We start from the raw sequence: 12,948 nt of genomic DNA, 5'->3' as shown, positions 1-12,948 counted from the left end.
GTTAAAGATGTTCTAAATTTTATTTAGGCTGGATTGAATATTTCTATATTTGGCAAACGACTAAAAACGCAATCATGCGAAATTTTTGGGTCAGATTCCTGACTTTGCTACTTGTTGTATCCTATTCTTTTGCACAAAGGCCTTCCAAACCAACATCCACAGAAATACATCACAGTTTAAAAAAACTGAATTTTTTGGGAACTGCCCTTTATGTTGCTGCGCATCCCGATGATGAAAATACGAGGCTCATTTCGTATTTGTCCAATCATGAAAAAGCCAGAACGGTTTATCTCTCCCTTACAAGAGGTGATGGTGGTCAGAATCTGATTGGTCCCGAACTACGGGAGCTTTTAGGTGTATTGCGTACACAGGAATTGTTGGCCGCAAGAAGTGTTGATGGTGGAGAACAATGGTTTTCGCGTGCAAACGACTTCGGATTTTCCAAACATCCGGATGAAACCTTAACCATTTGGGACAAGGATAAAGTATTAGGTGACGTGGTTTGGGCCATCCGGAATCTAAGACCTGATATTATTATTAATCGATTTGACCATAGAACTCCAGGTACGACCCATGGGCATCACACCACCTCCGCTATGCTCAGTGTTGAAGCCTTTGATTTGGTTAACAATCCAGAGGTTTATCCAGAGCAGTTGGAGCTAACCTCCGTTTGGCAGCCCAAGCGCATTTTTTTCAATACTTCATGGTGGTTTTATGGAGGCAGGGAGAATTTTGAAAAGGCGGATAAATCCAATTTGGTTAAAATGGATACAGGGGTCTTTTATCCGGAATTGGGACTTTCCAATAATGAAATCGCGGCTGTCGCTAGTAGTCAGCACCTATGTCAAGGTTTTGGTAGACTGACCACACGTGGTTCGCAGGACGAATATGTAGAACTTTTAAAAGGAGATATGCCCCAGACCAATAATCTTTTTCAGGGCATAAATACAACTTGGTCAAGAATTGAAGGAGGTAAAGCTATCGGTGATATTCTTTATGGTATTGAAAATAATTTCGACTTTACAAATCCTGCGTCACATGTACCTCAACTTATTGAGGCGTACAAATTACTGCAAGAGATAGATGACGAACATTGGAAAATATTGAAATCGGAAGAACTTAAAGATATTATTCTCGCGTGTTCAGGTCTTTATTTGGAGGCTAGTGCTTCAACATCTTCCACTACTCCCGATAATTCCGTAAAACTGAATTTCGAAATTCTAAATCGCAGTGAGGTCGGTTTCAATTTAAAAGAAATACAACTGGTCGATTCAGACAAAAAACTATCCCCTAACATCAGTTTGTCCAACAACAAGAAAGAAAATCTCACTTTGGATTTTTCCGTTGCTGAAAATCAAAACATTTCTGGTCCGTACTGGTTGAATACGCCTTGGAGCTTGGGAATGTATAATGTGGATAATCAAAGTATGATTGGTAAAGCGCAAACACCGAGCGCTTTTAAAGTTGATTTCATTTTATCCTATGACGGGTTGGATATTCCTTTTAGGAAAGACGTGGTCTATCGCTTTTCCAAACCTGACCGAGGAGAACTGTATGAGCCTTTTGTGGTGTTACCTGAAGTGACCACACAGATAGAGGAAAAAGTATTAATATTCGCTTCCAACGAACCCAAGGACGTTAGAGTTAAAGTACGGGCTGGAAAAGACAATATTTCAGGAGAGGTCCAATTGAACCATCCGGCGGGTTGGGTTGTATCTCCCCCAAGTAAGAGCTTTTCTATAGAAAAAGTGGGACAAGAACAAATAGTAACCTTCCAGGTAGCTCCTCCCAGCATGGATAGTGAAGGCAAGCTTTCCCCTATTGCAAAAATCAAGGGTGAAACATTTGACAAAGAATTGGTTGAAATCGCCTATGACCATATCCCTAAACAATCTGTACTGTTGCCATCGGAAGCCAAAGTGGTCCGAATGAACATTACCAAAACGGGAGAACACATTGGGTATATTATGGGAGCTGGTGATAAGGTCCCGGAAAGTCTAGAGCAGATAGGATACCAAGTGCATATAATTGATCCCAACGATATTCAAAGTGGTTCTCTGGAAAAGTATGATGCGGTAGTGGTGGGAATTCGAGCGTACAATGTGGTTGAAAATTTAAAATTTAAACAACCTTTCTTGTTTGAATACGTCGAAAATGGTGGCAACCTTATAGTCCAGTATAATACCGCCAATAGATGGAGAAAGCAAATTGATAACCTTGCCCCCTACGAACTTTCCATTTCAAGGGATAGGGTAACCAATGAAAATGCCCAAGTGACCGTTTTGGCCAAAGACCACTCTTTGGTTAACTTCCCAAATGCGGTTACCGCTAAAGATTTTGATAATTGGGTACAGGAACGGGGTTTATACTTTCCAAATCAATGGGGTTCTGAGTTTACTCCTATTCTTTCCATGAACGATAAGGGCGAATCTGCCAAAGAAGGAAGCCTTTTGGTGGCCCCATATGGAAAAGGACACTATATTTACACAGGTTTGAGCTTTTTCAGAGAACTCCCCGCTGGTGTTTCTGGAGCCTACAAGCTCTTTGCCAACATGTTGTCCATTGGCAAAAATGAAATGAAATCAGAAAACAACGTTAAAGGATAAAATGGAAAATGAATTTCGTTGGAAAAAAGAGTACACCATGGTCATTGTACTTAATATACTCTACATCCTCATTTTCTATTTGATTATGGCTTTTAACAACTAACCACCAAAATGGGAATACTGGATTGGATTGTTCTGGGTAGTACGCTGCTCTTTATTGTCGCATACGGCGTCTGGAAAACTAAGGGCAGTAAAAATGTTGATGATTATGTACTTGGAGGCAATGATGCCAAATGGTGGACCATTGGGCTCTCCGTAATGGCTACACAGGCCAGTGCCATAACATTTTTATCTACGCCAGGCCAAGCTTTTCACGATGGATTGGGTTTTGTGCAGTTTTACTTTGGCTTGCCCTTGGCCATGATATTCATTTGTGTTGTTTTCATTCCTATTTATCGAAAACTCAAAGTATTTACTGCTTATGAAATGTTGGAGGGTAGATTCGACTTGAAAACACGGACCCTTACCGCTATTTTGTTTTTGGTACAACGTGGTCTGGCAGCTGGAATAACCATTTTTGCTCCGTCTATAATTTTATCCGCCGTACTCGGATGGGATTTAAGAACGTTGAATATCATCATTGGGATATTGGTTATTGTGTATACTGTTTCTGGTGGTACAAAGGCGGTCAGTGTAACCCAAAAACAACAGATGTTCATTATTATGGTGGGCATGTTTTTTGCCTTTTTCTTCATTTTGGGTTCATTGCCTACAGGGGTTTCTTTTGGAGAAGCCCTAAAAATTGCCGGAGCCAACAATAAGCTACAGATTTTGGATTTTAGTCTGGATACCCAAAACCGATACACCTTTTGGAGTGGAATTACAGGCGGATTCTTTCTAGCTTTGGCTTATTTTGGAACCGACCAAAGTCAGGTACAACGGTATTTGTCCGGAGAATCGGTCCGAGAGAGTCAATTGGGGCTTATTTTCAATGGAATATTCAAGATTCCAATGCAATTCTTCATTTTGTTGGTAGGAGTCATGGTATTTGTTTTTTATCAATACAATACCTCACCGCTAAATTTCAATCCAGCTGCAACGGAGGCTGTTCTTGAATCTGAGCAAAGTGAAAGCTATAGAGCCCTGGAAGAAAGCCACCTAGCGCTTGAACAGGAAAAACGAATGGCACAGGAAGATTTTTCAACGGCCTTGCAACTGAAGGAGTACAATACTATTATCCAGGCAGAGCAAAACATCGAAAAAATTAACCAACAAGAACGGGCCAATCGGGAGGCAGCTAGGAGCCTTATTGCCCAAGCAGATGATTCCGTTGAAACCAATGATAAGGACTATGTTTTTATCCATTTCATTTTGAACAATCTTCCCAATGGTTTAATAGGGTTATTATTAGCCGTTATTCTCTCTGCCGCCATGTCTTCCACGGCTTCGGAATTAAATGCGTTAGGGACTATTACCGCTTTGGACCTGTACAAAAGAAACCAAAAAGAGGAAAAGGATGAGGAACACTATTTAAAAGCAACAAAGGGATTTACACTTCTTTGGGGCATTGTTGCCATACTTATAGCTTGTGTGGCCAATCTTTTTGACAATCTTATCCAATTGGTAAATATCATCGGTTCCATTTTTTATGGAAACGTGCTTGGCATCTTTTTGCTGGCATTTTTCTTTAAATATGTTAAAGGCGATTCCGTATTTATTGCAGCCATTGTGACCCAAATCATTGTTATTGTAGGCTGGTATTTTGATTGGATGTCCTATTTATGGTTGAACGCTTTTGGGTGTCTGTTGGTTATCTTGCTTGCCCTATTAATGGAAACCTTTGATGGATATTTACGAAAGCCTCCAATAAAGACATAAAAAAACCCACCATAGGTGGGCTTTTCAAAAAATCATTATGCTTTTTAAAGGGCTCCCCATTCTTTTAAGGAGTCTTGATTTAATTTTACATAGTCTTGGTTACCAGCAGTCTCCGCAGCGGCCATGGATTTCTTAGCGGCCTCAATAGCTCCTTTTTTATCTCCCAACTTGGCATAAATCAAAGATTGTCTTCTCATTACCCAATAGGCTTTGTCATTCATAGCGACAGCCTTATCAATCCATTCCTTAGCCTTGTTCAAGTCTTTTCCTTCTTCAAAATAATAAGAGGCGGCGGCGTATAATTCGTTTGCTGTGGGACCCGCCATTAATTTAGCGATGCTCTTATCTGCCTTTTCGCCTGTAGGAACCTCGAATTTTACACCTGCATAGGTATTCTCCCACATCATCCCCAATGTTGCACCATTATTGTGAAGATCATCGATGGTAATGGTAAAGGTTTCAATAGGAACTTCAATAGGAAATACGTCGACAGTGGTTTTGGCGGCAACTTTGCTATCATCCCATTCTCTGGGTGTTCCCCAGTTGTTGGTATCAGAATAAAAAATTACCTCCCATGAAGTCTTTCCAGGCTTCGTGAAGATAGCATAATCACCTGCCTTAAGTGTTTGTCCATCCACTATGACATCATCGCCAAAGCTTACGACGGTATTCTTGTTTGCTCCTGTTCTCCATAATTCGTCATAAGATTCCAATCCACCGAAAATTTTTCTTCCTCTCATCGACGGTCTTGAATATTCAACGGAGACCTCTGTCAAACCAACGGTTTGGACTAGTTTGGAAGAAGGGCTAGGTTGTGGAGTCTGCAACTGCGCCTCGACAGATACGGAAAGTGCTGCTGCGAAAAGAAAAACCAATAATTTTTTCATTTGAAAGTGTTTTTAGAATTGTAAGTGGCACAAAACTATATATAATGGTAGGTTGGCCTTGTTAATAAACCCTTAAAACCCCAAACACCTTACCAATTAAAAGGTCATAAAAGCTATTAGAACAAAGCAAAAGAAAAGATTTAGCCTTATATCATAATTTTGTTTAATTATTTATATTTTTCTTTAAACAAAATAGATTTATCTTTGTGGAAAATAATATATGCAGCTCTATCAATTACGGTCCAAACAGGTTTTTCCCATCAGCAAACAAGAAGCATGGGACTTTCTTTCCAACCCAGCTAACTTAAGTGTAATTACTCCTGATCATATGGAATTTCACATACTGGATGGTGCAGGCAAAGCTATGTTTCCAGGCCAGATAATACAGTATATTGTAAAGCCTTTTCCTTTCTATGCCGTTAAATGGGTAACGGAAATTACCCATGTGGCTCCAGGTGAGTATTTTGTGGATGAACAGCGGTTTGGCCCTTATGCCCTTTGGCATCACAAGCATTTTTTGAAAGAAGTTGAACAGGGGGTTGAGATGTTGGATGTTGTGGATTACAAACTTCCTTTTGGATTCTTGGGACAGCTCATGCATCCCATTCTAGTCAAAAAGCAGTTGCATGCAATCTTTTCATATCGAGAAGAAAAACTAGCAGAACTCTTCGGTACCGTTGAAGGTGAAATTCCTAGTCTTGAACTCAAATCCATTTAAAATGAGAAAAAATATACTCCTTATCGGCGGATCCTACGGAATAGGTCACGAAGTGGCCCAACAAATGTCTATGCAACATAATGTCTACATCGCATCCCGAACCAATGAAAATCTTATGGGAGCCAATATCCAACATCTTCCTTTCGACGTTTTGTCGGATGATGTATCCGAATTGAACTTACCAGAAACTATTGACGGTTTTGTTTTTTGTCCTGGGTCAATCAATCTTAAACCCCTTAAGATGTTGAACTTGGATGCTTTCCGTCAAGATATGGAGCTGAATTTCTTTGCATTGGTGAATGCTGTTAAATCCATTCTTCCCAAAATGTCGGAAGGTTCTAGTATGGTTTTTTTCAGTACGGTAGCCGTCAATACTGGCATGCCATTCCACACTAGTGTTTCCTCGGCTAAAGGAGCCATTGAAGGTTTTGCCAAATCCTTAGCAGCCGAATATGCTCCTAAAATAAGAGTCAACACCATTGCTCCTTCCCTGATAGATACTCCTTTGGCCAAAAGACTGCTGAACAACGACAAAAAGAAAGAAATGATGGCTGGAAGACATCCGCTTAAAAGAGTTGGTAATGTAAAAGACATAGCCAATATGGTTACTTTCTTACTTAATCCAGAAAATAGTTGGATTTCAGGTCAGGTCATACAAATTGATGGGGGCATGTCATCCCTAAATGTTAACTAATGAAAAAAAAGCTAACCCTATTTTGGTTCAGAAGAGATCTTCGATTAGACGACAACGTAGGGTTGTATCAGGCTTTACAGTCAGGAAATAAAGTACTTCCCATTTTTATTTTTGATTCGGATATTTTGGAGGGCCTACCTAAAGATGATGCCAGGGTTTCCTTTATTTACAGACAACTTCAGCAAATAAAAAAAGAGTTGAATGAAAGAAGTGAAGGTAATCTGGCCATATATCACGGTAAACCGGAACACGTTTTTGAGCAGCTTGCGCAAATATTTTCAATAGATTCGGTTTTTACCAACCATGATTATGAACCATACGCAAGAAAAAGAGACCAAGAAATTCAAAAAATCCTGCATGCCCATGGGATTGGCTTTAAAACATTTAAAGACCAGGTCATCTTCGAAAAAAGTGAAGTGGTCAAAGACGACGGCAAACCTTATGTAGTTTACACACCCTATAAAAACAAATGGAAGGAAATATTCAATGCTTCCATCCATGTATTGGACCATATTCCCAATTATGAAAATTTTGCCGCACTTAACAATTTGCCAAACCCTTCTTTAAAAGATATAGGTTTTTGTACTTCTGAGATTCAAGTCCCGGATTTTCTGGCAACGCCAAAACTGATAAACAATTACGAAGCTACCCGAAACTTTCCTGCAATTAAACAAGGAACGTCCAGATTAGGTCCACATTTGCGGTTTGGTACAGTTTCTATTAGGAAAATGGTCAAAAAAGCCATTGCAGAGGACAACCACGTCTTCTGGCATGAACTTATTTGGAGAGAATTTTTTATGCAAATACTTTGGCATTTTCCCCATACGGTCGATAAGGCTTTTAAACCTAAATATGACCGAATCGAATGGAGAAATAATGAAGCGGAATTTGAGCGTTGGAAAAATGGCCAAACCGGTTACGCCCTAGTTGACGCCGGTATGCGGGAATTGAACGCAACAGGATATATGCACAATAGAGTACGGATGCTGGTCGCCAGCTTTTTGTGCAAACATTTGCTCATTGATTGGCGTTGGGGTGAAGCATATTTTGCTGAAAAACTTTTGGATTACGAACAGGCCAGCAATGTGGGCAATTGGCAATGGGCCTCTGGTAGCGGCGTGGACGCTGCACCCTATTTCCGAATATTCAATCCCATGACCCAAGTGGATAAGTTTGATAAACAGAAAGAGTATATCAACACCTGGGTTCCAGAACTACAGGAACTTACGTATCCAACAAAAATGGTTGACCACAAAATGGCACGGGAGCGTTGTCTTGAAGTCTACAAAACAGCGCTGAACTAAACCATTTTTAGTACTTTTAGGGAAACGAGTAATCAAGCTGATTTGGTTACCATCATTTAGCTAACTTCAACGCTCTTTCCATGAAAAAGTTTACTCTTCTAGTGGTCTGTACTCTAGCTTTCGCAACAGTACATTCCCAAAAATTAAATTCAAGCAAAAAAGCGGTTATTGCTTCTGTAGAAGCACATAAGGAAAATTTAATCAAGATAAGTGATTCCATATGGTCCTTCGCCGAAACGGCATTCAATGAATCCAAATCTGCCGAAGTTTTGGCCTCCTACGCAGAAAAGAATGGCTTAAAGGTAACACGGGGTGTGGCCAATATCCCAACCGCATTTACTGCAACGTATGGTTCGGGAAAACCTGTAATTAGTGTGTTAGGTGAATTTGATGCACTTCCGGGCCTTTCCCAAAAAACAGAGCCTACCAAAAATCCCATCAACGTTGGAGCTCCAGGGCATGGTTGTGGACATAACCTTTTTGGAGCGGCTAGTTTGGGAGCTGCCATTGCTATAAAAGAGCAGATTGAAGCAGGTAAACTGAAGGGAACAGTTAAATTTTTAGGGACCCCGGCAGAGGAAAAGTACTTTGCCAAAGTGTGGATGGTTGAAGCTGGCCTGTGGGATGATGTAGATGTCAATATCAGCTGGCATCCAGGTGCTAGTACTGAGGCAAGTGTTCAAACCGGTTTGTCCCTAATAGATTTCATCGTGGAATTCTACGGACAGGCAGCACATGCATCATCTGACCCATGGAATGGTCGTAGTGCCTCTGATGCCTTAGAGCTTTACACTACAGGAATAAATTATTATCGAGAACACATCAAACCTACCTCCCGCATCCATTATCATATCCAAGATGGCGGTCAAGTAGTAAATGTGGTTCCTGACTATTCCAAGATTTGGGTTCGTGTCCGCGACCCCAAAAGAAAAGTGATGCTTCCCACATATGAACAAGTCAAAAAAATGGCCGAGGGAGCAGCTATCATGGCCAATGTGGATTATAAAATTTCCTTGGTATCCGGGATTTATGAAACCTTGGTGAATCGAACTGGAGGAGCAATTATGCAGAAAAACCTAGAGCTGCTGGGTTCTATATCCTATACCGACGAAGAAATAGCCTTTGGTAAAGGTATTCAGAAAGCCACTGGAAAACCGGAAGTGGGCATGGATAGTGACATTCAACCACTAAGGGAAACCGAGAAAAATCCTGGAGGTGGTTCTACCGATGTGGGTGATGTGAGTTGGAACGTTCCCAACATCAACCTAAGGGTTACCACGGCGCCCAAAGGCACTCCTTGGCATTCTTGGGCCGTAGTGGCTTGTGGAGGCATGAGCATAGGGCATAAAGGAATGGTTTATGCTTCCAAAGCCATGGCCATGACCATGACTGACCTATTTGAAAATCCCAAGTTAGTGGATAAGGTGAAGGAAGAATTCTTAACCAGAAAAGGGGATGAAAAATACGAGGCAATGATTGATGGGCCTCCACCAATTGGCAGTAACTAACCTGCCTTAGGCCGAATAAATAAACATATTCAGAAGAAACCATGAAGAAGTATGGCATGCTATGCATTTTGTGCATTGTCCTGAATGGGTATGCACAACAAAATGAACTTTCCATTTTTGAAGCACTCACCGAAAAAACTTGGAAGGCTGAAGGCAATTGGGGTGATGGTTCGAAATTCAAACAGGAAATCATCTTTACATTTAGTTTGGATAGTACTTTAGTAATAGCAAAATCCAAGGGGTATATAGATAAAGAACAAACCGTTTTTGGGGACAGGAATCATGGGATTAGAAAATACAATCCAAATTCAAACACCATTGAATTTTGGGAGTTTGATGTATTTGGAAGCGTCACCAAAGGAACTGTAAAAGCGGAAGGAAAGAATATTTATTATACCTATGCCTACGGCGAATCTACCGTGACCGATTTATGGGAATATGTGGATGCCAATACCTATAATTACAAAGTTGGTGACTATCAAAACGGAAAGTGGAACCAAGTATACCTCTCTACCCAATTTAACGCTGAACCTATTCTCAAAGCACCTTTTCAATTTGACCATCAATCCTTGGTAGTGACTCAGTTGATGAAAACAGGAGATTTTTATCGGGATGTGTTTGGGTTTGAAGAAATTCCGCACCCAGAAGGAAAACAAGGATTCAGATGGTTCAAGATGTACGGTAATTCCCAATTGCATCTCATAAAAAAAGAGGTTGCTGATTTCAAAAAGAATAAAAGCACGCATTTATGTCTGGCTACAGATGACCTGGAGAGTTTTATTGAAAAGCTAATGGAAAAAGAGATAACTTTTTATGATTGGCCTGGCAATCTGAATTCTGTCTCAAGCCGTGCCGATGGGGTAAAACAAATTTATATTCAGGACCCAGAAGGCTATTGGATAGAAATCAATGATGCGAAGCACTAAAAGTATTGTCCAATTCCAAAAACAATTCCATTCGTACCATCTTCCGAAACGCCGAAGCCATAATCCAATCTAAAAACAGCATTGAAAATGCGTTTATGAATAAATCGTACACCGATTCCTGGAAATACACGAACATTGTTTCCTGAAAATAGTTCTTGGAATTCTTCACCAGGATTTCTCCAGGAGCCAGCATCGAGAAAGGCATTACCCTGAAAGGCAAACCACCCTTTTTCGTAAAAGGTGTGTCGATATTCCGTATTTAAAACGATGGCAGCAGTACCTCTATCCACGGTATTCCCTACCCCTCGTATGTTTAGCTGATTATCCAAGGTAAAGGGTGCAAAAGGCGAATCTTCATTGCCGATAGCAGCGGCTAAACGGAGTCGTGTTGCCCAGTTACCTCTTGCTTTCACTTTTTTGTAATAAATGAAGTCATTTCGCAACGAAAGAAAATCACCCAAAAAAGTCTCTGCTGCAGAATCACCATCCAAGAAGGTGAAATACTGGGCTGTAAATTCATTGTTGATGCCATCTATGTATTGATAATCAATATCCACATTGATATGGCGATAAAAGGCGCGATAGGCCAGTCTGTCTGCTTCTAAAAAAAATGGACCTCCGGGAACTGGGTCTTCCCCAATAAATTCATAGGATTCGGACACAAAACTTGCTCCTATTTCAGCTTCATTGTGAAAGTCAAAGGAAAAAATAAGTTTACCCTCGGCCGACTTACTATTGAACCGATAATCTTTGGTCCCATCTGTAAAAAACACGGGTTCTTGGGTAGTCTGGTCTTGGTAACTGAATCCAACACCCAATTTATCACTGAACAGAAAAGGGTGTTCGTAAAAAAATCCGTAGGAATCAAATACATCCCGCGCATAGAACCCGCCAATTAGTTGGTTATTACCCAAAAAATTAAATTCGAAAACAGAAAGCCGAAATGCAAAATCACCATTGTTGGCCGTAGAGATTCGCAAACCCGGAATGATGGTAAAGTTCTCCACAATGTCATAATTCACAACAGTTTTTCCCTCCTTTTCCTTGACTGAATAAGAGGCACTGGCAATTCCAGGTAAGCGTTTCAAACGTTCGATATCCGTATTGATTTTCAAGGTATCAAAAACGCTATTCGGCTTTACCTTGACCAATCTTCGCAGAAACCGTTCTTTGGTCCGCTTCAAGCCGGAAAACTCTAAGTTATCTATCGTTTGTTGGGAATAGGAAAATGAGCAAGTAAGAAGGAAAAGTAGGAATAGTTTTTTCATTATTATGAATCTGATGTTGATTAGGACGTTCAGCATCAGCATTCCATACATTTTCTTAACACTTTTTAGGAAAATGGGCTTTTCGCTAAACTGGATATAAACCTTTTTAATCACTATTTTTAACTAAAATCTTAACTATGTCTTCGGCAGTTATTCAAACATTTCCTTTAGGATTTCCATGGCAAACACAAGACCCATTCCTATTCTGTGTATATCATCTAGACCACTATCCAAAAGGTGAAGAAAATATGGGTCCTGACCCCAAACTTCTCACGGGTAGGAACATTGGAAATGATTTTACCCTAAAAGATGGCTGGCGCATGTATCATGGGAGTACCATCCCCGGATTTCCGTATCATCCACATCGGGGTTTTGAGACCATAACAATTGTCAACAAAGGGTATTGTGACCACTCTGATTCTTTAGGTGCTGCGGGACGTTTTGGAAACGGAGATGTGCAATGGATGACTGCGGGAAGGGGTGTTCAGCATTCGGAGATGTTTCCTCTTTTAAATCAAGAGACGGATAATCCATTGGAGTTGTTCCAAATTTGGCTCAATCTTCCCAAAAAGGACAAGTTTGTTGAACCTCATTTTAAGATGCTGTGGCACGAAGAAATTCCAGTTATTAAGGAGAAGCATGCGACTATTAAAGTGATTGCAGGGACCTATAATAAAAACACTGCAAGTGACCCCGCTCCCAATTCTTGGGCAGCAAACAGTGAAAATGAAGTGGCCGTATGGAACATAAAAGTCGATGATGGAACCGAATATGTGCTACCAAAAGCAGAAACAATGGTCGCCAGAACGTTGTATTTTTATGAAGGGGATTTTATACATATCGGAGAAAGAAAGATAAGTCCAAACTTTGGTATTGCTCTTGACCCAACAAAGGAAGTTAACATTAAAACAGGAAATGAAAAAGCCCATTTTTTACTGCTCCAAGGAAAACCTATAGACGAGCCCGTAGCCAAGTACGGTCCTTTTGTTATGAACACCGAAGATGAAATCCGAAACGCAATGGAAGAATATCGTCTCACGCAATTTGGGGGATGGCCCTGGCCCTACCCTGACAATGTTCACGATAAAACAAAGGGAAGATTTGCAATATATCCGGATGGTAAACTTGAAGAAAGGAACTAAGGGCGTATACCTCTAGAGCCCCGGTCTTTCGTAGCAAGCTGGGTGTTTTTGTTAATAAAACTGATGTTTTTTACAAC

At 40.5% G+C, this 12,948-nt stretch carries 10 protein-coding genes; 8 read left to right on the top strand and 2 right to left on the bottom strand.

What is annotated here, in order from left to right; translation table 11 throughout:
- Window positions 1–74: 74 nt before the first annotated feature.
- Both ACSLUF_RS07440 and ACSLUF_RS07435 read left to right on the top strand, forming a co-directional pair.
- Entirely contained in the window at window positions 75–2,606 is a 2,532-nt protein-coding gene (locus tag ACSLUF_RS07440) for a PIG-L family deacetylase (protein ID WP_435625478.1), read from the top strand.
- 111 nt (window positions 2,607–2,717) lie between these two features.
- Window positions 2,718–4,424: a sodium:solute symporter gene (locus tag ACSLUF_RS07435; RefSeq protein ID WP_435625477.1), complete on the top strand. Its 1,707-nt coding sequence runs from the start codon at window positions 2,718–2,720 to the stop codon at window positions 4,422–4,424.
- A 44-nt stretch (window positions 4,425–4,468) separates the two neighbouring features.
- On the opposite strand, the gene ACSLUF_RS07430 is transcribed toward ACSLUF_RS07435, so the two are convergent.
- Window positions 4,469–5,311 (bottom strand): DUF2911 domain-containing protein, encoded by an 843-nt coding sequence (locus ACSLUF_RS07430; RefSeq protein ID WP_435625476.1) that lies wholly within the window; start codon window positions 5,309–5,311, stop codon window positions 4,469–4,471.
- Between the two features lie 220 nt (window positions 5,312–5,531).
- Between ACSLUF_RS07430 and ACSLUF_RS07425 the strand changes: the two genes are divergently transcribed.
- The 5 genes from ACSLUF_RS07425 to ACSLUF_RS07405 all read left to right on the top strand — a co-directional run bounded on the left by ACSLUF_RS07425 (window position 5,532) and on the right by ACSLUF_RS07405 (window position 10,461).
- Window positions 5,532–6,029 carry an SRPBCC family protein gene (locus ACSLUF_RS07425; protein WP_435625475.1) on the top strand — a complete coding sequence of 166 codons (498 nt, stop codon included), beginning with the start codon at window positions 5,532–5,534 and terminating at the stop codon, window positions 6,027–6,029.
- Between the two features lies 1 nt (window position 6,030).
- On the top strand, window positions 6,031–6,723 hold the full coding sequence (locus tag ACSLUF_RS07420) for an SDR family NAD(P)-dependent oxidoreductase (protein ID WP_435625474.1): 693 nt from the start codon (window positions 6,031–6,033) through the stop codon (window positions 6,721–6,723).
- Window positions 6,723–8,027, top strand: coding sequence for a cryptochrome/photolyase family protein (locus tag ACSLUF_RS07415; protein WP_435625473.1), 1,305 nt, complete (start codon window positions 6,723–6,725; stop codon window positions 8,025–8,027). Before ACSLUF_RS07420 ends, ACSLUF_RS07415 begins: the two co-directional genes overlap by 1 nt.
- A gap of 80 nt (window positions 8,028–8,107) precedes the next feature.
- Complete coding sequence (locus ACSLUF_RS07410; protein ID WP_435625472.1) at window positions 8,108–9,535, top strand: amidohydrolase; 1,428 nt, start codon at window positions 8,108–8,110, stop codon at window positions 9,533–9,535.
- 41 nt (window positions 9,536–9,576) lie between these two features.
- Window positions 9,577–10,461 carry a VOC family protein gene (locus tag ACSLUF_RS07405; RefSeq protein ID WP_435625471.1) on the top strand — a complete coding sequence of 295 codons (885 nt, stop codon included), beginning with the start codon at window positions 9,577–9,579 and terminating at the stop codon, window positions 10,459–10,461.
- On the opposite strand, the gene ACSLUF_RS07400 is transcribed toward ACSLUF_RS07405, so the two are convergent.
- Window positions 10,458–11,729: a POTRA domain-containing protein gene (locus tag ACSLUF_RS07400; RefSeq protein ID WP_435625470.1), complete on the bottom strand. Its 1,272-nt coding sequence runs from the start codon at window positions 11,727–11,729 to the stop codon at window positions 10,458–10,460. The two genes, ACSLUF_RS07405 and ACSLUF_RS07400, sit on opposite strands and share 4 nt — an antisense overlap.
- Before the next feature lie 137 nt (window positions 11,730–11,866).
- On the opposite strand from ACSLUF_RS07400, the gene ACSLUF_RS07395 reads away from it, so the two are divergent.
- The gene (locus ACSLUF_RS07395; RefSeq protein WP_435625469.1) at window positions 11,867–12,871 is read left to right on the top strand and encodes a pirin family protein; all 1,005 of its coding nucleotides are present in this window, start codon (window positions 11,867–11,869) and stop codon (window positions 12,869–12,871) included.
- The last annotated feature ends 77 nt before the right edge of the window (window positions 12,872–12,948 follow it).

Source organism: Flagellimonas sp. (genome assembly GCF_965601775.1).
GTDB lineage: Bacteria > Bacteroidota > Bacteroidia > Flavobacteriales > Flavobacteriaceae > Flagellimonas.
The sequence above is the reverse complement of the archived record's forward strand: the minus strand, read 5'-3'. Positions and strand labels throughout refer to the sequence as shown.

Excerpts from the sequence above, each read along its gene's own strand:
- ACSLUF_RS07435 (WP_435625477.1), top strand. The coding sequence starts at position 2,718 with ATGGGAATACTGGATTGGATTGTTCTGGGTAGTACGCTGCTCTTTATT.
- ACSLUF_RS07425 (WP_435625475.1), top strand. The coding sequence starts at position 5,532 with ATGCAGCTCTATCAATTACGGTCCAAACAGGTTTTTCCCATCAGCAAA.
- ACSLUF_RS07410 (WP_435625472.1), top strand. The coding sequence starts at position 8,108 with ATGAAAAAGTTTACTCTTCTAGTGGTCTGTACTCTAGCTTTCGCAACA.
- ACSLUF_RS07430 (WP_435625476.1), bottom strand. The coding sequence starts at position 5,311 with ATGAAAAAATTATTGGTTTTTCTTTTCGCAGCAGCACTTTCCGTATCT.
- ACSLUF_RS07395 (WP_435625469.1), top strand. The coding sequence starts at position 11,867 with ATGTCTTCGGCAGTTATTCAAACATTTCCTTTAGGATTTCCATGGCAA.
- ACSLUF_RS07420 (WP_435625474.1), top strand. The coding sequence starts at position 6,031 with ATGAGAAAAAATATACTCCTTATCGGCGGATCCTACGGAATAGGTCAC.
- ACSLUF_RS07405 (WP_435625471.1), top strand. The coding sequence starts at position 9,577 with ATGAAGAAGTATGGCATGCTATGCATTTTGTGCATTGTCCTGAATGGG.
- ACSLUF_RS07440 (WP_435625478.1), top strand. The coding sequence starts at position 75 with ATGCGAAATTTTTGGGTCAGATTCCTGACTTTGCTACTTGTTGTATCC.
- ACSLUF_RS07415 (WP_435625473.1), top strand. The coding sequence starts at position 6,723 with ATGAAAAAAAAGCTAACCCTATTTTGGTTCAGAAGAGATCTTCGATTA.
- ACSLUF_RS07400 (WP_435625470.1), bottom strand. The coding sequence starts at position 11,729 with ATGAAAAAACTATTCCTACTTTTCCTTCTTACTTGCTCATTTTCCTAT.